We start from the raw sequence: 21,024 nt of genomic DNA, 5'->3' as shown, positions 1-21,024 counted from the left end.
TCACTTGTCGCTTTCGGTCAGGCCCTTGATGAACCAGCGCTGGAACAGCACCACCACCAGAACGGGGGGCAACAGCGCCAGAACGGCAAGGGCGAAGGCTTCGTTGTAATCGGGTATCTGGCTGCCGACCCAGACCTGCAGGATCTGCTTGATCCCGCGCATCAGGGTGAAGAACCGCTCTTCCGTGGTCATCAGCATGGGCCAGAGATACTGGTTCCAGCCATAGACGAACATGATGATGAAGATCGCGGCCATCATGGTTTTCGACAGCGGCACCAGCACGTCGAGGAAGAATTTCACCGGCCCGGCCCCGTCGATCCGCGCCGCCTCCAGCAGTTCATCGGGGACGGAGCGGAAGAACTGCCGGAAGTAGAACGTTCCGGTGGCGGAGGCCAGCAGGGGAACGATCAGACCGGTGTAGCTGTTCAGAAGCCCCAGCTCCGACATGACCTGATAGGAGGGCATGATCCGCACCTCCAAGGGCAGAAGGAGGGTGGTAAAGATCACCCAGAACATCGCCGTGGCAAAGCGGAAGCGGAAATAGACCAAGGCATAGGCCGCCAGCATCGACAGCACGATCTTGCCCACGGCAAAGCCAAGGCCAAGGATTAGTGAGTTCATCATCATCGTGGCGCCGGTCACCTGCCCGGAGAAACCGCCCTTGCGGGTCAGCACATCGGTGTAGGTCTCGGCCCCGTGGCCGCCGGGGGCCAGCGACAGGCCGTTCATGTGGATGTCGGCCGCGGTATGGGTCGAGGTGAAGACGGCCACCACCACCGGCATGAGCATGAAGAGGCAGCCCAGGATCAGGATCAGATGGTCCAGCGGACGGATGCGGTTCATCGGGTCACCCGTAATGCACGCGGCGTTCAAGAAAGCGGAACTGCGCCACGGTCAGCACCAGAACCACCAGCATCAGGATCACCGACTGCGCCGCCGATCCGCCGATATCATTGCCGCGGAACCCGTCGAGGTAGACCTTGTAGACCAGCGTCATCGGGTTGTTCGCGGGCTTGTCCTTCACCATCACGTCGATCACGGCAAAGGTGTCGAACAGCGCATAGGTGATGTTGATGATCAGCAGGAAAAACGCGGTCGGCGCCAGGAGCGGCAGAATCGCGGTGCGGAACCGGCGCGGCCCGCTGCGGCAATCCAGCACGGCAGCCTCGCGCACGGCGGCGGGGATGGCCTGCAGGCCCGACAGAAAGAAGATGAAATTATAGGGCACCTGCTTCCAGACCGAGACGAGGGTCATGGCGAAGGCGGTGTCCCAGTAGTTCAGGCCCACCTTCATCTCCCAGCCGAACCAGCCGGCCAGCGTGACGAAGGGGCCGATGTGCTGGTCGAACAGCATCATCCCCATCAGCCCGGCCACCGGCGGCGCGATGGCATAGACCGAGATCAGCGCCGTGCGATAGGCGCTGCGGCCACGGATCACCGCATCGGCCTTCACCGCCAGCAGAAGACCCAGCCCCAGCGACAGCGTGGTGACGGCGGCGGTGAACAGGGCCGTGAAGCCTGCGATCCGCTGATATTCGCGCGAGGACAAAGCCTCGGCATAATTGTCCAGACCCACGAAGGTGGCGCCGAAGCCGAACGGGTCTTCCAGATAGAACGACGATGAAATCGCCTGCACCGAGGGCCAGTAGAAGAACACCGCGATCACCGCCAGCTGCGGCAGAAGGAACAGCCAGGGCAGCAGCGGACGGTCGAACTGAACGCGCTTCGCACCCTCTGGCGGCGGGGCCAGACGGGTGCGCAGGCGGGCAAGCCGCGAGGGCAGGGGGGCAGGCAGGTCGGTCATGTGGCGTTCCGAAAAGGGGGGCGGCCGGGCCCGCGGGAGCAGGCAGACCCGGCGCCGGTCCGGGCCTTAGCCCGAGGTCTTGGCGAAGCGGGCCAGAAGGGCGTTGCCCTCGGTCTCGATCGCTTTGAACGCCTCTTCCACCGTGGTCTCACCGGCGAAGATCTTGTTGTATTCGCGTTCCATGATCGACCGGATCTGCGGGTAGAAGCCCAGACGATAGCCCTTGGACCATTCGCCCTGCGGCAGCAGCAGTTGCTTGATCCCCACTTCGGCGACCGGCTTCTGCTCATACCAGCCATCGGCTTTGGCGGCCTCATAGGCAGCCTTGGTGATGGCGACGTAGCCGGTGGCCTCGTGGTAGAACTTCTGTACTTCGGTGGTGGTCAGGAAGGCGAAGAAATCGGCGGTGCATTTGTTTTCCGCGTCAGGCTTGCCCGAGAAGGCGAAGAGCGCCGCGCCGCCGATGAAGGACGAGGTGCCCGCGCCTTCGATCGACCCCCAGTAAGGCAGGAAATCGGCCGAGAACGGCATGACAGCGGTTTTCGACAGCCCGCCGAAGGACCCCGAAGAGCCGATCCAGAGCGCGACCTTGCCCTCTTCGAAGGGCTTCTGGTTGTCGGCCCAGCCCGCGCCGTAATAGGCGTAAAGCCCCGCGTCCGACCAGTCTTTCAGCTTCTGGAACATCATGATCAGGTTCGGATCGGTGACGTTCAGCGTGGTGCCATCGAACCCGTCATAGCCATTGTTGTTCGAGGCGAACTGGATGTTGTTGCGCGAGAAGAAATTCTCGGTGAACTGCCAGGTCAGCTGGCTGGCGGTCAGCGGGATATAGCCCGCTTCTTTCAGCGCGGGCGCGGCGGCCTCGAACTCTTCCCAGGTCTTCGGAACGGAGACACCGGCCTTTTCAAAGGCTTCGGTGTTCACATACATGATCGGCGCCGAAGAGTTGAACGGCATGCCGATGAACTTGCCCTCGGCATCGGCATAGAAATAGCGCACGCCGTCGATAAAGGCGTCGCGGTCCAGCGTGTGGCCGTTCTGGGTCAACAGGTCTTCGGCCGGGATGGTGGCGCCCGGCGCGTTGATGATGGTGGCGGCACCCGCATCGAAGACCTGCAGGATGTTCGGCTGTTCGCCCGAGCGGAAGGCCGCGATGCCCGAGGCCAGCGCCTCTTCATAGGTGCCCTTCGACAGCGGGGTCAGCGCGCAGGCGGTCTGGGCTTCGTTGAATTTCTGGGCGACCTGATTGATCACCTCTTCATTCGCGCCGCCCATGCCGTGCCACCAGGTGATCTGCACCGTTTCGGCGAAGGCGGCATTGGCGCCAAGCGCCAGAACGGCGGCGGTGGAAAGGACCTTTTTCATCTGGGGTTCCCCGTATGGAATTTACGGGGCGGACCCTAGTTGCGGCGGGTCACAGGAAAGCTGCGCTTCCGTGTCGGTTTTCTGACGATCCGCGATGGCTACCTGCGGCCTGTCAGGCGGCCTGCGTCGCGCGCGATTCCACCAGAATCGCATAAAGCTTGGCCGGGTCGTTGTTCGCCCGCAGCTTCTGGACAATGGCCTGATCGCGCATCGTGCGGCTGACCAGCGCCAGCGCCTTCAGATGGTCCACGCCCGAATCCTTGGGCGCCAGCAGTCCGAAGATCAGATCCACGGGCTGTCGGTCGACACTGTCGTAATCCAGCGGCTTTTCCAGCCGGATGAAGATGCCGGCAATCCGGCTCAGGTCTTCCAGCCGCGCATGGGGCAAAGCGATGCCATGCCCCACGCCGGTAGGCCCGAGCGTTTCTCGCTCCTGCAGCCCGTCAAGGGCCAGACCCCCTTCGATCCCGTAGGCCTGCTGGGCAATTTCCCCCAGCTCCTGAAACAGCCGTTTCTTCGACGTGAACTGGCCGACGACGCGGACGGCTGCGGGAACGAGAAGTGAGGAAATATCCATACGGGGGGATCCTGAGGCCGCATCGGGGCGGCGCTTACCTGCTGTTGCGGGGGTCGATCCAGCCGATGTTCCCGTCTTCACGCCGGTACACCACGTTCACGCCCCCATGGCCTTCGTTACGGAAGACAAGCATCTTCTGCCCAGCCAGTTCCATCTGCATCACGGCCTCGCCCACGGTAATGGAGGGAATCTTCGTCTCCATCTCGGCGATGACCACGGGTGCAAGCGTATCAAGCTCGGCATCCTCGGCTTCCTCGGATGGGGCGAGGATATAGGACGCTGCGGCGCCGAATTCAACCGGGGCCTTCCGGTCGACGTGATGGTTGCGGATGCGGCGCTTGTAGCGGCGAATCTGCTTGTCCATCCGTTCGCGGCAGGATTCGAAAGCGGCATAGATTTCGGTCGCGGCACCCTTGGCCTGCACCGAAAGCCCGGTGGACAGGTGGATCGCCGTTTCGCAAATAAACTCATGCGCGGACTTGGAAAAAACCACGACGCATTCGGTCGGACGCTGGGCGTATTTCTCCACCACCTCGCCGATCTCGGCCTTGACGTGGGTTGTCAGGGCCTCCCCGATGTCGATATGTTTCCCGCTGATCTGATAGCGCATGATACCTCCTCTTCGGTATGCGCCGGGCTCCGTAACGTCACGTCACGGATACCGGGTCTTCATCATCACTTGGGCAGAGGCTGGGCGGTCCGCAAGGGCGGGGCCGGGCTGCGGGGCAGCCGCCGGGACCGGGATGCAGGGGGCGAAACGGGCGCTCATGCAACCATTTGGTGACAGCCGCGCCGGGCTGTCAACAGAATCGAGCGGGCGGCTCAGATGATGCGGAAATTCTCGCCCAGATAGACGCGGCGCACGGTTTCGTCGCGCACGATCTCATCCGTGGTGCCGGTCATCAGCACTTTGCCGTCATGCAGGATATAGGCGCGGTCCACGATCTCCAGGGTCTCGCGAACGTTATGATCCGTGATCAGGACGCCGATGCCGCGGCCCTTCAGATCCTGCACCAGATGGCGGATTTCGCCCACGGCGATCGGGTCCACCCCGGCAAAGGGTTCGTCCAGCAGCAGGTATTTCGGATCGGCCGCCAGACAACGGGCGATTTCCACCCGCCGCCGTTCCCCGCCCGACAGCGCCAGCGCGGGGGCCTGCCGAAGATGGGTGATTGAGAATTCGCCCAGCAGCTCCTCCAGCCGCTCCCGCCGCTTGTGGCGGTCGGCATGGGTGATTTCAAGCACGGCAAGGATGTTGTCCTCGACCGAAAGGCCCCGGAAGATCGACACTTCCTGCGGCAGGTAGCCAATGCCAAGGCGTGCGCGGCGATACATCGGCAGTGCCGTCACATCCTTGCCATCGATCAGCACTTGCCCGCCTTCGGGCGTGACCAGCCCGGCGATGGAGTAAAAGCAGGTGGTCTTGCCGCTGCCGTTCGGGCCAAGCAGCGCCACCACCTCGCCCCGGTTCAGGTCCATGGACACGTCGCGGATCACCGGGCGCTTCTTGTAGGACTTGCGCAGGGCACGGATCGACAGGCCCGGAGAGCCATCGGTCACCGTCAGATCGGGTTTCGCCGCCATCAGTTGCCGCCCGGCACGAATGTGGTGGAGACGCGCCCCTCCATCACCCCGGTGCCGTCCTTCAGGTTCAGCGTCAGCTTCTGGCCGGCCATCGTGCTGGGACCCTGGGTCAGCAGCACATCGCCGGTCAGCACCACCGTGCCGCTGTCGATGGTATAGACCGCTTCGCGTGCCTCGGCCGCATCGGCGGCATTGGCGATCAGCACCCCGCCCGAGGCATGCAGCCGCGCAATGGCCTTGCCGTCGGGGGCATATTCCACCCGCACCTCGGCCGCGGTCAGCCGCATCTCGCCCTGCACCACTACGACATTGCCGGTAAAGACCGCGGTGCCGTCGCCGTTGTTCACCGACAGCGTGTCCGCCTCCACATTCACCGGCAGGCTGGTGTCCTGCGACAACCCGCCAAAAGCCACCTTCGCCTGCTGCGCAAGGGCGGGGGTGGCAAGGGTCAGGCAAAGCGCGAGGACAACGAATTTCATGGCGAGGGTTCCGCTGGGGAGGTTTCCGGTTCGGGCGCAGCCGGGGCCGATGCAGGCTGATATACCAGCTTAACCCGGCCCGAGAAAACCAGAAGATAGGGTTTTACCGCCCCGGAGGCCGCCGGATCGGTCTTGTTCCCCCGCGTCAGGGTGAAGCTTTGCGCCTCGATCCGGCCCGCGGGGCCTTCGGCGGCTACCGGCCCGGCGCTTGCCATGGCGGAACGGTCCAGCTCGGCCGTCAGGCCATCCGTCGTCACCCGGTAGCCAGAGGAGGTGCTGACCGTCACCCCTCCGGCCAGCGCAAGCTGTCCCGCGGCCGTGTCCAGCCGCGCGGTGGCGGCGCTGACATCGGTGCTGCCGCCCCCGGGCATCGTCAGCGTGACGGAAATCCCCTCCGCCTCGGCGACGCGGTTGCCGGTAGCGGGGCGGGCAGCTTCGGCGGTCAGCGTCAGCGCCGCCCCGTCCGAGGTGGTGCCTGCATAGGCGGGGGCGGTCATCCGCGGATCGCGGGCCAGATCCTCGACATCCACCTTGGCATAGGGGATCGCGGCTTCGGGGTCGATGCGGTCCGCCACCAGAAACAGCGTGGACAGCAACACCAGCGCCGCCAGCGGCAGCGCCACCTTCAGCCAGCCCACGATGCGCGAATGGCGGTCGGTCCCGGGCATGGCGTCAGTGGCGGTAGATGTCGTTCAGATCGTCCCAGCCAAGGAGATCCATTTCGGCCCGGACCGGCAGGAAGGCGAACAGTCGCGCGGCCAGTTCCAGCCGGTCCTCGCGCGCCAGCCGTTCCTCCAGCACCGCCTTCACGCGGTGCAGATACAGCACGTCCGAAGCGGCATATTCCTTCTGCGCCTCGGTCAGCTCGGCCGCGCCCCAGTCACTGGTCTGCTGCTGCTTGGAAATGTCCACGCCTACCAGATCGGCCAGCAGGTATTTCAGCCCGTGCCGGTCGGTGAAGGTGCGCACCAGTTTCGAGGCGATCTTGGTGCACCAGACCGGCGCCGTGGTCACCCCGAAGGCGCGTTTCATCACCGCAATGTCGAACCGGCCGAAATGGAACAGCTTCAGCACCGCAGGATCGGCCAGCAGGCGTTCCAGATTGGGGGCAGAGGTCTGCCCGCGGGCGATCTGCACCAGATGGGCATTCCCGTCGCCCGAGGACAATTGCACAAGACACAGCCGGTCGCGCCGCGGGTCAAGGCCCATGGTTTCGGTGTCGATGGCCACGACAGGGCCAAGGTCCAGCCCGTCGGGCAGGTCGTTCTGGTAGAGGTGGATCGCCAAGGCGCGTCTCCGCTGTTCCGGGGGGAAGGTGACCGGGGATCAGGCCGGATTAGACCCCGGCGCCGGGCCGGTCAACCGCCCGTATCCCGTGGCGGCGGCACGACAGCGTGTTCGCGGCGTTATCCGACCAGACAGGCGCGCAGCCGGTCGAAGCTGGCAGGCGGCCCGCCCTGCGGCGCGGTTTCCGCCAGGAACCCGTCCAGCTTTGGCCAGAGGCGGATGGCCCGGTCCACCGCCGGATCGCTGCCCGCCATGTAAAGCCCGGCCTGAATCATCATCTCGGCCCGGTCATAGGCGCCCAGCACCCGACGCGCATCGGCGATCAGGGCATTTTCCGTCTCGCTGGCGGCGCCCGGCAGACTGCGCGAGACGGAGCGCAGCAGGTCGATCGCCGGATAGCGCCCGCGTTCGGCAATCTTGCGGTCCAGCACGACATGGCCGTCCAGCGTGCCGCGGATGATATCGGCCACCGGCTCCTCCATGTCGGACCCCGCCACCAGCACGGAAAAGACCGCGGTGATATCCCCCGCGCTGCCCGCCCCCGGCCCCGCGCGTTCCGCAAGTCCCATGATCGCGTGCGAGGTCGAGGGCGGATAGCCGCGAAGCGAGGCCTCCTCCCCGGCGGACAGCGCCACCTCGCGATGCGCCTCGGCAAAGCGGGTGACGGAATCGATCAGCAGCAGCACATGCAGCCCCTGATCGCGGAAATATTCCGCCACCGTCATCGCTGACAACGCACAGCGCCGTCGCATCAGCGGCGACTGGTCCGAGGTGGCGGTGACCACCACCGACCGCGCCATGCCCTGCGGGCCCAGCACCCGTTCGGTAAATTCGCGCAGCTCGCGCCCGCGTTCGCCGACCAGGCCGATCACCGCCACATCCGCCGCCACGCCGCGGGCAAACCGCGCCAGAAGCGAGGACTTTCCGACCCCCGAACCTGCGAAAAGCCCGATCCGCTGACCGCGGACCAGGGGCAGCAGCGTGTCGAACACCGCAACCCCGGTGGAGATCCGCGCGCCGAACCCCCGCCGCTGCGCGGGGGCGGGGGGCGGGCCCGCCATGCTGCGCTGGTCCGCCCCCATCAGCAAAGGCCGCCCGTCCAGCGGACGGCCCAGCGGATCGACAATCCGGCCGAGCCAGCTGCGGTCCGGCGCGATGCGCACCGGACCGATCAGTTCCACCCGTGCACCGATGGCAAGGCCGCCCGGATCATCCTCGGGCAGGACCCGCGCCGCGCGGGGGGAAAGGCCGATGACCTCGGCCCCCAGGGGGCCGGCGCCGGTCTCCACCTCCACCCGGTCGCCCAAGGCGGCCACGGGCAGGCCGGTAACGGACAGGGTGCCCCGCGCGGTTTCACTGATCCGGCCGATGGGGCGGCAGGCCGTGATGGCGTCGATCTGCGCCTGAAGGGGGGTGAAGATGCCCATCGGTATGTCCTGTTTTGTTCCTCATCTTTTCTAAAGGAATCACTCTTAAGCCTTGGTGAAGCAGCACGAGGGAGAAGCCCCGATGTTTGAAACGCTGGAACTGACACGCATGGCTCAGGGCCTTGCCGCCCATGCCGGGGCGCGGATGGGGGTCATCGCCCGCAACGTCGCCCATGCCGATACGCCCGGCTACAAGGCGCAGGATCTGCCGCCTTTCGCCGCGGTGTATGACGGGGGGGCGATGCGCAGCACCCGCCCCGGCCATCTGGGCGCAGGCCCCGCGGCGGCGGCTGTCCCCATCCTTGCCGGTGGGTCTGAGGCGCCGAACGGCAATTCCGTCTCGCTGGAGATGGAAATGGTGAAATCCGCGGGCGCCCGGCAGGAACATGACATGGCGCTTGCCATCTACCGCGCCACCTCGGGCGTGATCCGTGCATCGCTTGGCCGGGCGTAGGGGGCATCATGGACAATCTGACCACCACGCTGTCTTTCGCGGCTTCCGGGATGGAGGCGCAGGCCGACCGGCTGCGCCATGTCTCCGAGAATATCGCCAATGCCGATACCCCCGGCTACCATCGCAAGGTGGTGTCGTTTGAATCGGCCATGGGCTCCGGCCTTGTCGAAACCGGGCCGGTGCGGCTGGACCGGACCGAACTGCCGCGGGTCTATGATCCGGGCAACCCGCTGGCCGATGAGGCCGGTTATTACGACGGGTCCAATGTGGACCTTGTGATCGAGATTGCGGACGCGCGAGAAGCGCAGCGCAGCTACGAAGCCAACCTCAGACTGTTCGATCAGGCGCGGCAGATGACGCAAAGCCTGTTCGAACTGCTGCGCCGATAGGGAGCGCCAGAATGGACGCTGTTTCCAGCATTGCAGCCCGGACCTATGCGCAGGCCAGAACGGCCGCAGCGCCCGGCCCGTCCGGGGGAGAGGGATTTCAGATCGGGTCTCTGGTCGGCGATTTCGCCGCGGCAATGACCCGCCACGAAGACACAGCCCGGGCCGCCATGACCGGCGGCGCCGATCCGCATGCGCTGGTCGAGGCTTTGGCCTCGTCACAGCTGGCGGTGGAGACGGTGGCCACCGTGCGCGACCGCGTGGTTGAGGCCTATCAGGAGATCCTGAGGATGCCGATATGACCGAGGCCGCGATCTTCGACGTGCTGCGGCAGGCGCTTTGGGTGGCCGTGCTGATCTCGGCGCCGCTTCTGCTGGTGGCGCTGGTCGCCGGGGTCACCATCGGTCTCTTTCAGGCGCTGACCGGGGTGCAGGAGATGACGCTGACCTTCGTGCCCAAGGTGGGGGCGATGATGGCCGTCTTCTGGGTTTCGATGAGTTTCATGACCGCGACGCTGGTCACCTTCTTCACCGGCACGGTGCTGCCGGCCATCACGGGGGGATAGGATGGACGCCGCGGGTTACGTCGCTCTGGCCCGCCAGTCGGGACTGATGCGGGAAATGCAGATCGTGGCGAATAACATCGCCAACATCTCCACCACCGGCTTCCGGCGTGAGGGGATCGTCTTTGCCGAACATGTCGCCCGGCTGGAGGGAGAGCCGTCCCTCTCCATCGCCCATGCCAGCGGGCGGCTGGTGGATCTGACCCAGGCCGGGCTGGTGCCCACGGGTGGCAGCTATGACCTTGGCATTCAGGGCAATGGTTTCTTTCTGGTCGAAACGCCCGATGGCGACCGGCTGACCCGCGCGGGCAGTTTCTCCCCCAATGCCGAGGGCGAACTGGTGACGCCCGAAGGCCACCGCCTGCTGGACCTTGGCGGCGCGCCGGTCTTCGTCCCCGCGGGGGCCACCGTCGCCGTGGGCGCGGATGGCACCGTTTCCGCGAATGGCGCCGCGGTCGGGCAGATCGGCCTTTGGCAGCCGGCGGATCCGCTGGCGCTGCGCCACCAGTCCGGCACTTTGTTCGACGGGGGCGCGGTGGAACCCGCCGAAGGGGGCACGATCCGGCAGGGCTTTCTGGAGGAAAGCAACGTCAATCCCGTGGCCGAGATTGCCCGCATGATCGAGGTCCAGCGCGCCTATGAGATGGGGCAGAAGTTCCTTGAAACCGAGGATACCCGCGCCCGCACCGTCATCCAGACCTTGGGACGATAAAGATGAAAGCGCTTCACATCGCAGCCACCGGCATGGCGGCCCAGCAGATGAAGGTCGACGTGGTGTCGAACAACCTCGCCAATATGTCGACCACCGGCTACAACGCCCGCCGGGCCGATTTCGCCGATCTGCATTATCAGCAATATGCCGCGCCGGGCACGGTATCCGCCGCGGATGGCACCATGCTGCCCACGGGTGTGCAGATCGGCCTTGGCGTGCGGCCCACGTCGGTTTCCATCGTGCTGGCGCAGGGGTCCTTGTCACAGACCGGGGGCGATCTGGACCTGGCCATCGACGGCGCGGGCTATCTGGAGGTGACGCTGCCCTCGGGTCTCTCGGCCTATACCCGGGACGGCGGGCTGAAACGCTCGGCCGACGGGCTGATCGTCACCTCGGACGGCTATCCGGTGGCGCCGGGGATCACCATCCCCTCGGACGCCCGCAGCATCGCCATCAATGCCGCGGGCGAGGTCTATGCCTATTTCAACGACCGGGTGGAGCCGGAGCAGCTGGGCCAGCTGACCCTGACCGGCTTTACCAATGAAAAGGGGCTGGAGGCGATCGGGTCCAACCTGTTTCTGGAAACCGCCGCCTCGGGCGGGCCGCTGACCGGCACGCCGGGGGTGGACGGTCTGGGCACGCTGCGGCAGGGCTATCTGGAGGAAAGCTCGGTCGATCCGGTGCGCGAGGTGACCGAACTGATCAAGGCGCAGCGCGGCTATGAGCTGAACGCCAAGGTGATCACCGCGGCCGACCAGATGCTGTCGGCCACCACGCAGGTGCGTTGATGTGGCGGGTGTTTCTCCTGCTGGTTCCGCTGCCCGCGCTGGCCGACAGTCTGGTCGCGGCCCGCACCTTGCCCGCGCAGACCGTGATCGGCCCCGCCGATGTGATGCTGGTAGATGCCGATATTCCCGGCGCGCTGTCCGGGGCGGAGGGGGCTGTCGGGCTGGAAACGCGGGTGGCCATCTATGCCGGGCGCCCGGTGCGCGCGCAGGATATCGGCGCGCCCGCGCTGGTGGAGCGGAATGCGATCGTGACCCTTGTCTACAGCGGCGCGGGCCTGTCCATCCGCACCGAAGGGCGGGCGCTGGCCCGTGGCGGGGCGGGCGACACAATCCGCGTCATGAACCTTTCGTCGAAAACCACCGTCTCGGGCATCGTCGGCCCCGACGGGATGATCCAGGTCGGAGCTTTGCCTTGAACCCCGTCCCCGTTCTTCTCTGCGCCGCGCTGGCGGTCCCGGCTTGCGGCAAGCTTTCCCAGGTGGGCCGCGCGCCGGATTTCAGCCCCCTGGAGGGCAGCTATCAGCATCACGCGATCTATTCCGCGCCGATGCCGGACATTGCCGATCCTTCCGGCCCGACCGATGCCTCCTCGCTCTGGACCGCCAGTTCGGAATCCCTGCTGGGCGACCGGCGCGCGGCGCAGCGGGGCGATATCCTGACCGTGGTGATCGAGATCGACGACAGTGCCGAAATCTCCAATTCCACCGGCCGCCGCCGGACCGGCTCCACCAAGAGTTCGATCCCGCATTTCTTCGGCATTCCGCAGAGGCTGGATGAAAAACTGCCCGAAGGCGCCAGCATGGGCAGCGCGGTCGAGACCGGGGGATCTTCGACCTTCGCCGGCAGCGGCGATGTTTCGCGCTCCGAACAGCTGACGCTGCGGATCGCCGCCACGGTGGTGGAGAAGCTGCCCAACGGCGTGTTGCGGATCGAGGGGCAGCAGGAGGTGCGGGTGAACAACGAACTGCGCGAGCTGATCGTGACCGGCTATGTCCGGCCTGCGGATATCTCGCGCCAGAACGAGGTGACCTATGACAAGATCGCCGGGGCGCGTATTTCCTATGGCGGCCGCGGCCAGATCACCGATGTGCAGGAGCCGACCTATGGCCAGCAGATCACTGACATCCTGACCCCGTTCTGAGCGATGATGCGCAAGATCCTCCCCCTGCTTCTTGGACTGATCGCGTTGGCCGGCGGGGCCGGTGCGGGCTATTTTTTGAGGCCCGCCGGAGAAAGCCGGCAGGCGACCGCCCGCGAGGATCAGGCCGCGGCAGAGGCCGGTCCCGCGGTGCAGCCGGAATATGTGCGGATGAACAACCAGTTCATCGTGCCCATCGTCGAAGGCGGTCGTGTCGTGTCGATGGTGGTCCTGTCGCTCAGCCTGGAGGTCACGCCGGGCAGTTCGGAAACCGTCTATGCGCGCGAGCCGAAGATCCGTGACGCCTTTCTGCAGGTCCTGTTCGACCATGCGAACAGCGGCGGTTTCCGCGGTTCTTTCACCGACGGGTCGAACCTTGTCCTTTTGCGCCGGGCGCTGGCCGAACAGGCGCGGCTGGTGCTGGGCGCGGCCGTGACCGATGTCCTGATCACTGAAATCGCCCGGCAGGACAGCTAGTCCCGCCCGGGGATCTTCCGCGCCGGATCGGCCAGCCGCGCCAGCACCTGGTTGCGGCCGAAGGCCCGCCGCGCGGCCTCCATTCCCTGCAGCCATTCCGCCTGCCGCCGTGCCAGCTGCGCGTTCAATTCGCTGCGCCGGACCGAGGCCCAGCTTTCATAGATCATGGCCTGCCGCATCATCGCGGGGTTCTGCCGGTCCTCTTCGGCCACCGGGCGCAGCAGGGCGCTGATCTGTGCCCGGACGGCATCGCGCGCCTCGGCCGCGCGGCGCAGCTCCGCGCTGCGGGCCTCGAACAGCAGGTCGGCCATCCGGGTCAGGCGGATCATCTTCTCATCCCGGCTCATCCCTGCGTCCTTTCGCGGTGCGTCGGCGCAGCCCATCGGCAAAGCGGATGGCGGCGGCCACCGCCGCATAATGTTCACGCCGGATTTCATCGCCCACCTGCAGCGCGGCGTGAAGCATGCGCGCTGTCGGCGGGTCACGGCGGATGGGGACGCCGGCCGCCATAGCGCGTTCACGGATGCGGGCGGCCATCTCGTCCACCCCGCGGGCCAAGCAGACCGGCGCGCGGTTGCGGGCGCGGTCCCATCGCAGCGCCACGGCGTAATGGGTGGGGTTCACGATCACCACATCGGCCTTGGGCACATCGGTCAGCATCTGCTGCGTCGCAATCTCCTGCGCGCGGCGGCGGCGGTCTGCCTTCAGATGCGGGTCGCCCTCGCTGTCCTTCATCTCATCGGTCATTTCCTTGCGCGTCATCCGGTGGCGTTGCAGGAACTGATGGCGCTGGATCAGGAAATCCAAGCCCCCGAAGACCAGTGCGACGGCCATCATGATCGCCAGAAAGGCCAGCAGCATCCTGCCCATCAGCAGCGCGATCTGGCCCGCATCCAGCTGCAGGGCGGCAAAAACCTCATCACGGCGGCTTTGCAGGAACAGGACAAGGATCAGCCCGGTCACCACCATCTTCAGGCTGCGGCGACCAAAGTCGAGCAGGCCCTGCATCCCGAACTTCTGCCCCGCATTGGCGATCACCGACAGGCGCGAGAGCTTTGGGGTCAGGCGGGACGGGGCGAAGACGATCCCGCGCGACACGATCAGCCAGATCAGCACCGCGACCGCCGCGCCGCCGAGAAGCGCCAGCCCCGGCAGCGCCATCCTTGCCACTGCCCCTGCCAGCGCCGGTCCGTCCTTCAGCGACATGCGGTCGGGCTGATCCAGAAAGCTGCGGCCGATCGCGCCGGTCTGGCCGATGACCCAGCCCCCGCCCGCCAAGAGCGCCAGAAGAAAGCCCGCCGTGGCCGCGGCGGTCTGAAGCTCTTCGGACCGGACGGCATCGCCGTCCTCGCGCGCGCGGTCCAGCTTCCGCTGCGACGGGTCGAATTCCTTGGCATCGCGGTCTTCTTCTCCGGCCATGATCAGGGTCCGAAGGGCTGTGACAGCGCCTGCGTCGTTGCCGCCTGCCAGACCTCCAAAAGGAGGGGGGCCGTCAACGCCGTCAGTGCCAGACCGCCCAAGGTCAGTGCCGGGGCGCCCACGAAGGACACCATCAGCGACGGCATTGCCCGGTTGATGACCCCGAGAGCAAGATTGTAGAGAAGCGCCGCAAGGACGAAGGGCGCGGCCAGCGTGAAGGCCAGCGCGAAGCTGTGCCCGATGCGGGCGACCCCCCATTGCGCCAGCATGCCGGGATCGGGCGGTTGTCCGGGCGGGATCACCTCATAGGACAGGACGAGCAGGGCCGCGGCCCGCGCCACCCCGTCCGTGGCCACAAAAAGCGCCAGCCCGGCCATGGTCAGCGCATTGGCCACAATGGGCTGCGGCTCCGGCCCGGTGCCGCTGAACATCTGCGCGAGCGAGACGGATTGCGCGGCGATGGTGCCTGCCATCTGCAGGGCCAGGATCATCAGCCGCAATCCGGCGCCAAGCGCCAGCCCGGCGGCGGCTTCGGCCAGAAAGGCCGCCGGTCCGGGCGCCGGCCCCTCCGGAACGGCAGGCGCCACGACCATGGTCAGCGCGACAGCCGCCGCCAAGCGGATGCGCTGCGGCAGCAGGATCTCCCCCACAGCGGGCAGCAGAAACACCGCCGCCCCCACACGCAGAAAGACCATGGCCATATGCAGGATCGCCCCTTCGGCCAGCCCGGCCGCCTGCGTCAGCCCGGTGAGCAGTTCGGTCATGCGACCACCTGCCCCAAAAGGGCGGGGCGGCTGTCGAGGCCCAGCTCCTCATATGAAAGTACCGGCGTGGACAGGCCCTTGGCCTGCACCACCGTGCGCAGAAAGCGCCGTCGCGTGGCCGAGGTGACCAGCGCAGGCGCCGCCCCGCTTTCGGCCGCGACATTCAGCCGTTCGGCGATGCCATTGGCCAGCTTTGCAAAAACATCGGGCGGCAAGGCCACGTCACGGGCGCCATCCAGCTGATGGGTCTGAAAGGTCCGCTCCCATTCCGGAGCCAGCTGGATCAGCGGCAGCGCGCCATCGGGGCGACGGTAGTCGCTGACGATCTGAAAGCCGAGGCGCTGCCGCACATGTTCGCAGACCATTTCGGGCGCGCCCATGCCGCGGGCTTCGGCCGTAGCCTCAAGGATCAGCGGCAGGTTGCGGATCGAGACGCGCTCCTCCAGCAGCAGGCGCAGCACCGCATGCAGCAGGTCCAGCGGCACCCGGTCCGGGATCATCTCGTCCAGCAGCTTGCGGTTGGCATCGGCCCGGCCCCGGTCCGACAGGTTGACGAATTCATCCAGCAGCCGGCGCAGCCCGCGCAGGGACAGCAGCCGCGCCAGATTGCCTTTCAGCAGTTCAAGCAGATGGGTGGCCAGAACCTCGGCCGGTGATACGACGGTCAGACCCGCGATCACCGCATCCTCTTGCAGATCGGGGCGGATCCAGCGCGCCGGGGCGCCATAGACCGGCTCGCGCACGTCTTCGCCCTCGGGCGCGGGAATCCCGTCGTTCAGCAGCACCAGCACCCGGTCGGGCCGCAGGCGGTCGGCCACCCGTTCCACGCCCTGAAGGCGGATGCGATACTGGCCGGGAGGCAAGGCCGCCTCATCGGTCAGGCGGATTTCCGGCAGGATCAGACCATAGGCCGCCGCAATATGGTTGCGCATCGAGGAAATGCGGCCGTCCAGCCCGGTGGCCGGATCCAGCGCCATGGACACCAGATCGGGGGCGAATTCGATGTGGATTTCATCGAAATCCAGAATGTCACCCACTGGACGGCGGGCAGGCGGTGCCTCGGGCAGGGGGGCTGCGGTCGGTGCGGGTTTCGGTCGCAGCCCGGCCCAGGCGGCCAGCCCAAGGCCGGCTGCCGCTGCGATGAAAGGCAGGAAGGGCATCCCGGGCACCAGAGCGAAGAGCACCATCAGCGCCGCTACGGTGGCCAGCGCCGCGGGGTAGCGGTTCAGCTGGGCAAAGAACGACACATCCGCCGCGCCTTTGGTTCCGCCCCGCGACAGCAGCAGCGCCGAGGCGACCGAGATGATCACCGCGGGAATCTGGCTGACGAGGCCATCGCCCACGGTCAGGATCGCATAGGTCTCAAACGCGCGGACCATGTCCATGCCATGCAGGCCGATGCCGACGATCAGTCCGACGACGATGTTCAGCGCGGTGATCAGCAGACCTGCAATCGCATCGCCCTTGACGAATTTCGATGCCCCGTCCAGCGAGCCGAAAAAGGTCGTCTCGGCCAGTTCCGTCTCGCGTCGTCGCTTGGCCTCCTCATGGTCGATGGCCCCGGCGGACATGTCGGCGTCGATGGCCAGCTGCTTTCCCGGCATCCCGTCCAGCGCGAAACGGGCGCCCACCTCGGCCATGCGGCCTGCGCCCTTGGTGATGACCATGAAGTTCACGATCAGCAGGACGATGAAGATCACCAGACCCAGGACGATGTTGCCGCCCATGATGAAATTGGCAAAACCTTCAATGACATGGCCCGCGGCATCGGTGCCGGTATGGCCCTGGCCGATGATCAGCTTCGTCGAGGAGACGTTGAGCGCCAGCCGCAGCAGAAGCGAGGCGAGGAGGATCGTCGGAAAGGCCGAGAAATCCAGCGGCCGTTCGATGAACAGCGTGACCGTCAGCATCAGGATCGCCAGCGCGAAAGACAGGGCCAGCCCCACATCCAGCAGCCCGGCAGGGACCGGCAGGACCATCATGGCGATGACCGACATCAGGGCCAGCGCCAGCAGGACGGTGGGGCGGAAGACAGTGCGGAGCTGCATCACGGTGCCCCGAACAACGGACCGGCGCCATCGGACCGCGGAACCAGCGATCCGGCCGCCCCGGCCGGGCCGGGCCGCAGCAGCGCAAAGCGGTTGGGCCTGTCCTGCGGTTCCGGCTCCGGCAGCGGAGTTTCGAGCAGGGTTGCCAGAATGGGCGTGAACCGTTCCAGATACCGCTCCGCCTTTTCGGGCGTGGCCGAATGGAACGCGCCCGCGGCGCTGGTCCAGCTGCCGCTGCGGTCGTAATGTGCGGCGACCAGCTCGGCGGCGTAACGGGCATTGGCCTCCGGTTCCAGCATGGCGGCGACCGAGGCGAAACTCGCGCCATGCCAGCGCCAGTTCAACTGAAAGCAGCCCAGATCCACATTGGTGGCCCCGCCTGCGAGGATTTCGGTGACGATCCCCTCTGCTTCTGCTGAATCCCGGGCCCATTGCCCCGCCCCCGCATGGTTGACCGCCCAGGGCCAGGGTTCCATCGCGGAACCGGCTCCGCGGCCGGTTTCCGTCAGGGTCAGCGCAAGCAGCACCTCCTCCGGTACCCCGGTTTCGGCGGCGGCCAGATGGGCGGCCCTTCGGCAAAGATCGGCGGGAGTTGCGCCCGCCTTTGCGGGGAGCAGAGCAAGCAGCGCAAGCAGGGTCAGGCGATGGCGGGTCATTCTGATCCAGGAGATTCGGCCTTTGGCCGGGGTCTGTGGCAGCTTGCGACAGCTGTCCTTTCCAAAGGGTTACGGCGACAGGGGCGGCAGGCTGTCCAGCAGGATTGTCACGGCAGAGACGGCCTGCGCGGCCTGATCCGCCTGCGCTGTCGCATGGGCCAGCATCGGCGCATCCGGGGCGCGCGGTGCGGCCGGTGTGCCATCGCGGGCCAGCTTGACTGCGGCCTGCCAGGGATCGCCGGGCGGCAGGTCCAGCCCGTCCCAAAGCCCCGCGATCCGAAGGGCATCTTGCCGTCCCGCCTCATCCCCCGCCCGGCCAAATGCCGCCGCGGCCGCGGCCGCATCGCCCAGCTGGAGATAGGCCCGCGCGCGCAGCAGGTCTGCCGCCGGATCAGTGGCACCTGACAGGGCCAGCACCGTGCCACGGGCATCGCGCAGGGCCAGCCGCGCTTCTGCCGTCAGGAGCTGTGGCGCCGGGTCGGGCGCATCAGTCAGCGGAGCGATCCAGCGCAGGGCCTGATCCGGAAACCCCAGATCAAGGAGCCGCCGTGCCACGATAAGCGCCGTATCCGCTGCTGTTACCCCAGGAAAATCTTCAGGTATGGCATGTCTCATCAGGACCCCAGGATCCGCAGTCGCCGCCAGGATCTGCCACAGATCGGGCAGATCCGCGGGAGAATCCTTCGCGGCGGTGAACGCACCTTCGGCATCCCCGGTCATGGCCAGCGCCAGAACCAGCGCGCGGCGCAAAGGTGCCTCGCGCGCTGTGCCGCGTGCCTCACCCAGATAGGCCGCAAGGTCGGCGGGCAGGGTCGCCGGCACCTTGCGGTTGCCCCGGAATGCCGCTTCGGCCAGTGTCACCGCCGCTTCGGCTGCGGTGGTGCCGCCTGCCTCCATCGCCTTGCGGGCCGTGCGGGCTGCCTCTTCGGCTTCGCCAGTGCCCAGCTGATAGCGCGCTTCGGTCAGGGCGGTTTCGGCGGGGGCGTCCACCGGCGCCCGCAGAATGGCATCGCGCAGGCGCCGTGCCGCTTCGGTCTTGCCGCGGGACAGCGCGAAATCCACCAGTACCGGACCCAGATGGGTCCGCAGATGCGGTGGCAGTGCCGCAAAGGCGCGGGTGATGGCCTTATCGTTGATCCGTTCCGGTGCGGGTGCGCCGGACAGAGCCAGCGCCAGCCCGGCCCACAGCGCCGCCGCGCTGTCACAGCTTTCCATCCGGGCAAAGGCATTTTCCGGCGGCGGATCAAGATCCACCAGATAGGAGAAGGTGCGCAGAACGGCCACCTCCGGGATGGCTGCCTCCATCAGGGCCAGTGTCTGCCGGGCTTCGGCGCCGAAGCCGAGAGCGATCTGCGCCTTGGCGCTGCGCAAGATGTTCGCCGTTACAGGGGCGTCGAATTCGGCCAGAAGGTCATGCCGCACCAGACCGAGCGAGGCTGCGGGCGGGCCGGGTGCCAGCCAGCTGCCAAGGTTCAAGGCGGTGTCCGGCAGACAGGTGGCGCCTTCGGCTGTCACGGGCGCGGGCGGGGTGCCGGGCGTGGCCGCGATCATTCCGGGAAGATCGCCCAAGGTGATGCGCAGCCCGGCGACGGGCCTGTCCTCTGCGGCAGGGGCCTCCGGGGGGCGTTCGGCGGGCCGGACGATGCCCTCGGCGACCCCCTCGCTCAGCTCGCGGAGCAGCGCATCGCGCAGGGCGCCCGCGGTTGCCGGGTCCAGCGTCGGCGGTCCCTGGTCCGGCGCTCCGGTTTCCTCAAGCCGGGCCGCCAGCCAGTCATACTCCGCCATCCGGGGCGCGGCAGGCGCGCGGGGAGAGGTCTGCGGGTCCAGCGGCATTTCGAACCCGGACCCCGCGGGCGCCGGACCGGGCCTGACGTCGACCACAACCATGCCGGGCCGGAATTCGAAGGCGATGGCATGACAGTCACAGGCCAGCGCCAGATGCAGCCGCCCGCTGGCAGGGACCCGCCAGAGGCCCGAGACGCGGCTGCGCGGAATGCGGTCGAAGGCCCGGCTGAGATCGTATCCCGTCACCGCCGCTGCGGCCTGCAGCTCATAACCCTCCGTGACCCGGCCGAAACGCCAGTTGCCCAGACCCGGTGACTGGATCACGAGCCGGGTGAAATCCGCATGCTCCCCTCCGGTGACGCGGGCAACCTCGGCCCATGCAGGGCTGGCCAGCAGGCAGAGTGCGATCAGCAGGCGGTGCATCAGGCGGCCTCCTGCTTCAGGCTGCGGAGCGCCTCTTCCAACGCGCCGAATTCGGGCCGGACCCGGTGGGGCGCGTTCTGGCGGCCCACCTCGATACAGATATTGGCGGGGTGGCGGTGGAGATTGGCGATCAGCACCTCGCGGATCAACTGATAGAAGTGGCCGTCTTCCTCGACCACGGTCTTCACCCGGGCCGCGAACGGGCCCATCAGCCCATAGGCCAGGAAGACCCCCAGAAAGGTGCCGACCAGCGCGCCGCCGATCATCTTGCCCAAAACTTCGGGCGGCTGGTCGATCGCGGCCATGGTCTTGATCACGCCCAGAACCGCAGCCACGATGCCAAGCGCGGGCAGCCCGTCGGCCATGGTCTGCAGCGCATGGCTGGAGTGCAGGGCGTGGTGCATCTGCGCCTCCATCCTCTTGTCCAGCACCTCCTCCATCTGGTGGGGGTCGTCATAATTCATCGAGGCCGCGCGCAGCGTATCGCAGATCAGATCCACGGCATCATGATCGGCCAGAATCCGGGGGTAGCGGGCGAAAATGGCCGAATCGCCGGGCGCCTCCACCTGCGCCTCCAGTGCGACGGGATTGGCGCGGGCCAGACGGATCAGTTCGAACAGCAGGCACAGCAGGTCGCGGTAATCGGCAGGCTGCCATTTCGGACCTTTGAAGACCTTTCCGATGTCGCGCAGCGTCTGCCGGATCGCAGGCATGTCGTTCGAGATGAGGAAGGCCCCCACGGCGGCGCCGCCGATCATGGTCAGCTCAAAGGGCAGGGCGTGCAGAATGATGCCCAGCTTGCCCCCGGCGGCCATGTAGCCGCCGAAGACCATGACCAGAATCACGACGATACCGACTATTCCGAACATCCGAACCTTCCCGTCCTGCT

Annotated in this window: 26 protein-coding genes; 9 read left to right on the top strand and 17 right to left on the bottom strand. The window is 66.8% G+C overall.

Annotated features, from left to right (window positions below; translation table 11 throughout):
- The 10 genes from ugpE to ACO2Q5_RS02870 form a co-directional block, all read right to left on the bottom strand.
- The gene (gene ugpE / locus ACO2Q5_RS02915; protein ID WP_423288091.1) at positions 1–843 is read right to left on the bottom strand and encodes a sn-glycerol-3-phosphate ABC transporter permease UgpE; all 843 of its coding nucleotides are present in this window, start codon (positions 841–843) and stop codon (positions 1–3) included.
- A 4-nt stretch (positions 844–847) separates the two neighbouring features.
- Entirely contained in the window at positions 848–1,804 is a 957-nt protein-coding gene (locus ACO2Q5_RS02910; RefSeq protein WP_423288090.1) for an ABC transporter permease subunit, read from the bottom strand.
- 66 nt (positions 1,805–1,870) lie between these two features.
- On the bottom strand, positions 1,871–3,169 hold the full coding sequence (locus ACO2Q5_RS02905; RefSeq protein WP_423288089.1) for an extracellular solute-binding protein: 1,299 nt from the start codon (positions 3,167–3,169) through the stop codon (positions 1,871–1,873).
- 112 nt (positions 3,170–3,281) lie between these two features.
- Positions 3,282–3,746 (bottom strand): PTS sugar transporter subunit IIA, encoded by a 465-nt coding sequence (locus tag ACO2Q5_RS02900; protein ID WP_423288088.1) that lies wholly within the window; start codon positions 3,744–3,746, stop codon positions 3,282–3,284.
- A 34-nt stretch (positions 3,747–3,780) separates the two neighbouring features.
- Entirely contained in the window at positions 3,781–4,356 is a 576-nt protein-coding gene (gene hpf, locus ACO2Q5_RS02895) for a ribosome hibernation-promoting factor, HPF/YfiA family (RefSeq protein ID WP_423288087.1), read from the bottom strand.
- 212 nt (positions 4,357–4,568) lie between these two features.
- Entirely contained in the window at positions 4,569–5,330 is a 762-nt protein-coding gene (lptB, locus tag ACO2Q5_RS02890) for an LPS export ABC transporter ATP-binding protein (protein WP_423288086.1), read from the bottom strand.
- The gene (locus ACO2Q5_RS02885; RefSeq protein ID WP_423288085.1) at positions 5,330–5,809 is read right to left on the bottom strand and encodes an LptA/OstA family protein; all 480 of its coding nucleotides are present in this window, start codon (positions 5,807–5,809) and stop codon (positions 5,330–5,332) included. Before ACO2Q5_RS02885 ends, lptB begins: the two co-directional genes overlap by 1 nt.
- Complete coding sequence (gene lptC, locus ACO2Q5_RS02880; protein WP_423288084.1) at positions 5,806–6,477, bottom strand: LPS export ABC transporter periplasmic protein LptC; 672 nt, start codon at positions 6,475–6,477, stop codon at positions 5,806–5,808. The genes ACO2Q5_RS02885 and lptC overlap by 4 nt, the downstream gene beginning before the upstream one ends.
- Before the next feature lie 4 nt (positions 6,478–6,481).
- A complete protein-coding gene (locus tag ACO2Q5_RS02875; RefSeq protein ID WP_423288083.1) occupies positions 6,482–7,096 on the bottom strand; it encodes a ribonuclease D in 615 nt (204 codons plus the stop codon).
- Between the two features lie 119 nt (positions 7,097–7,215).
- A complete protein-coding gene (locus ACO2Q5_RS02870; RefSeq protein WP_423288082.1) occupies positions 7,216–8,523 on the bottom strand; it encodes a FliI/YscN family ATPase in 1,308 nt (435 codons plus the stop codon).
- 82 nt (positions 8,524–8,605) lie between these two features.
- Between ACO2Q5_RS02870 and ACO2Q5_RS02865 the strand changes: the two genes are divergently transcribed.
- From ACO2Q5_RS02865 to ACO2Q5_RS02825, 9 genes are read left to right on the top strand one after another with little or no spacing between them, the layout of a single operon-like run.
- Entirely contained in the window at positions 8,606–8,977 is a 372-nt protein-coding gene (locus ACO2Q5_RS02865; protein WP_423288081.1) for a FlgB family protein, read from the top strand.
- A gap of 8 nt (positions 8,978–8,985) precedes the next feature.
- Positions 8,986–9,366, top strand: a complete 381-nt coding sequence (flgC, locus tag ACO2Q5_RS02860; protein WP_423288080.1) for a flagellar basal body rod protein FlgC — start codon at positions 8,986–8,988, stop codon at positions 9,364–9,366.
- A gap of 11 nt (positions 9,367–9,377) precedes the next feature.
- Positions 9,378–9,665, top strand: coding sequence for a flagellar hook-basal body complex protein FliE (fliE, locus tag ACO2Q5_RS02855; RefSeq protein WP_423288079.1), 288 nt, complete (start codon positions 9,378–9,380; stop codon positions 9,663–9,665).
- Positions 9,662–9,928: a flagellar biosynthetic protein FliQ gene (locus tag ACO2Q5_RS02850; RefSeq protein WP_423288078.1), complete on the top strand. Its 267-nt coding sequence runs from the start codon at positions 9,662–9,664 to the stop codon at positions 9,926–9,928. The genes fliE and ACO2Q5_RS02850 overlap by 4 nt, the downstream gene beginning before the upstream one ends.
- 1 nt (position 9,929) lies before the next feature.
- The gene (locus tag ACO2Q5_RS02845; RefSeq protein ID WP_423288077.1) at positions 9,930–10,637 is read left to right on the top strand and encodes a flagellar hook-basal body complex protein; all 708 of its coding nucleotides are present in this window, start codon (positions 9,930–9,932) and stop codon (positions 10,635–10,637) included.
- Between the two features lie 2 nt (positions 10,638–10,639).
- Entirely contained in the window at positions 10,640–11,425 is a 786-nt protein-coding gene (gene flgG, locus ACO2Q5_RS02840; RefSeq protein ID WP_423288076.1) for a flagellar basal-body rod protein FlgG, read from the top strand.
- Entirely contained in the window at positions 11,425–11,841 is a 417-nt protein-coding gene (gene flgA / locus ACO2Q5_RS02835; protein ID WP_423288075.1) for a flagellar basal body P-ring formation chaperone FlgA, read from the top strand. Before flgG ends, flgA begins: the two co-directional genes overlap by 1 nt.
- Positions 11,838–12,566 carry a flagellar basal body L-ring protein FlgH gene (gene flgH, locus ACO2Q5_RS02830; RefSeq protein ID WP_423288074.1) on the top strand — a complete coding sequence of 243 codons (729 nt, stop codon included), beginning with the start codon at positions 11,838–11,840 and terminating at the stop codon, positions 12,564–12,566. Before flgA ends, flgH begins: the two co-directional genes overlap by 4 nt.
- 3 nt (positions 12,567–12,569) lie before the next feature.
- Complete coding sequence (locus ACO2Q5_RS02825) at positions 12,570–13,040, top strand: flagellar basal body-associated FliL family protein (RefSeq protein ID WP_423288073.1); 471 nt, start codon at positions 12,570–12,572, stop codon at positions 13,038–13,040.
- Here the strand turns inward: ACO2Q5_RS02825 and ACO2Q5_RS02820 are convergent.
- The 7 genes from ACO2Q5_RS02820 to motA all read right to left on the bottom strand — a co-directional run bounded on the left by ACO2Q5_RS02820 (position 13,037) and on the right by motA (position 21,004).
- The gene (locus ACO2Q5_RS02820; RefSeq protein WP_423288072.1) at positions 13,037–13,387 is read right to left on the bottom strand and encodes a hypothetical protein; all 351 of its coding nucleotides are present in this window, start codon (positions 13,385–13,387) and stop codon (positions 13,037–13,039) included. The genes ACO2Q5_RS02825 and ACO2Q5_RS02820 overlap by 4 nt on opposite strands.
- A complete protein-coding gene (locus ACO2Q5_RS02815; RefSeq protein ID WP_423288071.1) occupies positions 13,374–14,459 on the bottom strand; it encodes an EscU/YscU/HrcU family type III secretion system export apparatus switch protein in 1,086 nt (361 codons plus the stop codon). Before ACO2Q5_RS02815 ends, ACO2Q5_RS02820 begins: the two co-directional genes overlap by 14 nt.
- A 2-nt stretch (positions 14,460–14,461) precedes the next feature.
- Positions 14,462–15,223: a flagellar biosynthetic protein FliR gene (locus ACO2Q5_RS02810; protein WP_423288070.1), complete on the bottom strand. Its 762-nt coding sequence runs from the start codon at positions 15,221–15,223 to the stop codon at positions 14,462–14,464.
- Positions 15,220–17,271 (bottom strand): flagellar biosynthesis protein FlhA, encoded by a 2,052-nt coding sequence (gene flhA / locus ACO2Q5_RS02805; protein WP_423288069.1) that lies wholly within the window; start codon positions 17,269–17,271, stop codon positions 15,220–15,222. The genes ACO2Q5_RS02810 and flhA overlap by 4 nt, the downstream gene beginning before the upstream one ends.
- A complete protein-coding gene (locus ACO2Q5_RS02800; protein WP_423288068.1) occupies positions 17,271–17,927 on the bottom strand; it encodes a lytic transglycosylase domain-containing protein in 657 nt (218 codons plus the stop codon). The genes flhA and ACO2Q5_RS02800 overlap by 1 nt, the downstream gene beginning before the upstream one ends.
- Positions 17,928–17,996: 69 nt before the next feature.
- Complete coding sequence (locus ACO2Q5_RS02795) at positions 17,997–20,135, bottom strand: hypothetical protein (protein ID WP_423288067.1); 2,139 nt, start codon at positions 20,133–20,135, stop codon at positions 17,997–17,999.
- Positions 20,135–21,004 carry a flagellar motor stator protein MotA gene (gene motA, locus ACO2Q5_RS02790; protein ID WP_423288066.1) on the bottom strand — a complete coding sequence of 290 codons (870 nt, stop codon included), beginning with the start codon at positions 21,002–21,004 and terminating at the stop codon, positions 20,135–20,137. Before motA ends, ACO2Q5_RS02795 begins: the two co-directional genes overlap by 1 nt.
- Positions 21,005–21,024 lie beyond the last annotated feature (20 nt).

Origin of the sequence: Neotabrizicola sp. VNH66 (assembly GCF_049445895.1) — a bacterium.
Lineage (GTDB): Bacteria > Pseudomonadota > Alphaproteobacteria > Rhodobacterales > Rhodobacteraceae > Pseudogemmobacter.
Note: the sequence above shows the minus strand (reverse complement) of the source record. Positions and strands in the feature narration are given on the sequence as shown.